Genomic DNA, 462 nt, shown 5'->3' with positions numbered 1-462 from the left:
CTACGAACCCCAGTGAGTGCAGTTCGTACAAACGGCCGAGTGCCTCATCGGTGGACGTCCCGGCGGCCCGCGCCACGGCGCGCCCGTCCATGCCCCCGGTCCGGGGCAGGGCGTCCAGGACGCGCGCGGAGGCGGGATCGAGGAGGTCACGAGGCAGTACGGGGCCGCGCCGGACGGGTGCGAGGTCCCCGATCTCCCCCACCAGCTCGATGACTTCCGCGGCGTCCGTGACCAGGACCCCCTCACCGCGCAGCAGTTCGTGCACCCCGGCGGAGAGACCGCTCGTCGCGGGTCCGGGCACCCCCATCGTGGAGCGGCCCAGCCGTTGGGCGCTCCTGGCCGTCACCAGTGAGCCGCTGCGGTACTCCGCCTCCACCACGACCGTGCCCCGGGTGAGCGCGGCGATCACCCGGTTGCGCAGGATGAACCTGCTGCGCGTCGGATGCTCGGCGGGCGGCAACT

1 protein-coding gene is annotated in these 462 nt (G+C 73.4%); it reads right to left on the bottom strand.

Features of this window, described 5'->3' with window-relative positions; all coding sequences use genetic code 11:
- A partial coding sequence (locus tag G3I17_RS39280; RefSeq protein ID WP_203591359.1) for a DNA-processing protein DprA occupies positions 1-462 on the bottom strand: 462 nt, incomplete at both ends.

It is taken from the genome of Streptomyces sp. SID13031, from assembly GCF_010548305.1.
Taxonomy (GTDB): Bacteria; Actinomycetota; Actinomycetes; order Propionibacteriales; family Kribbellaceae; genus Kribbella.
This window is presented reverse-complemented; position numbering and strand designations above follow the sequence as displayed.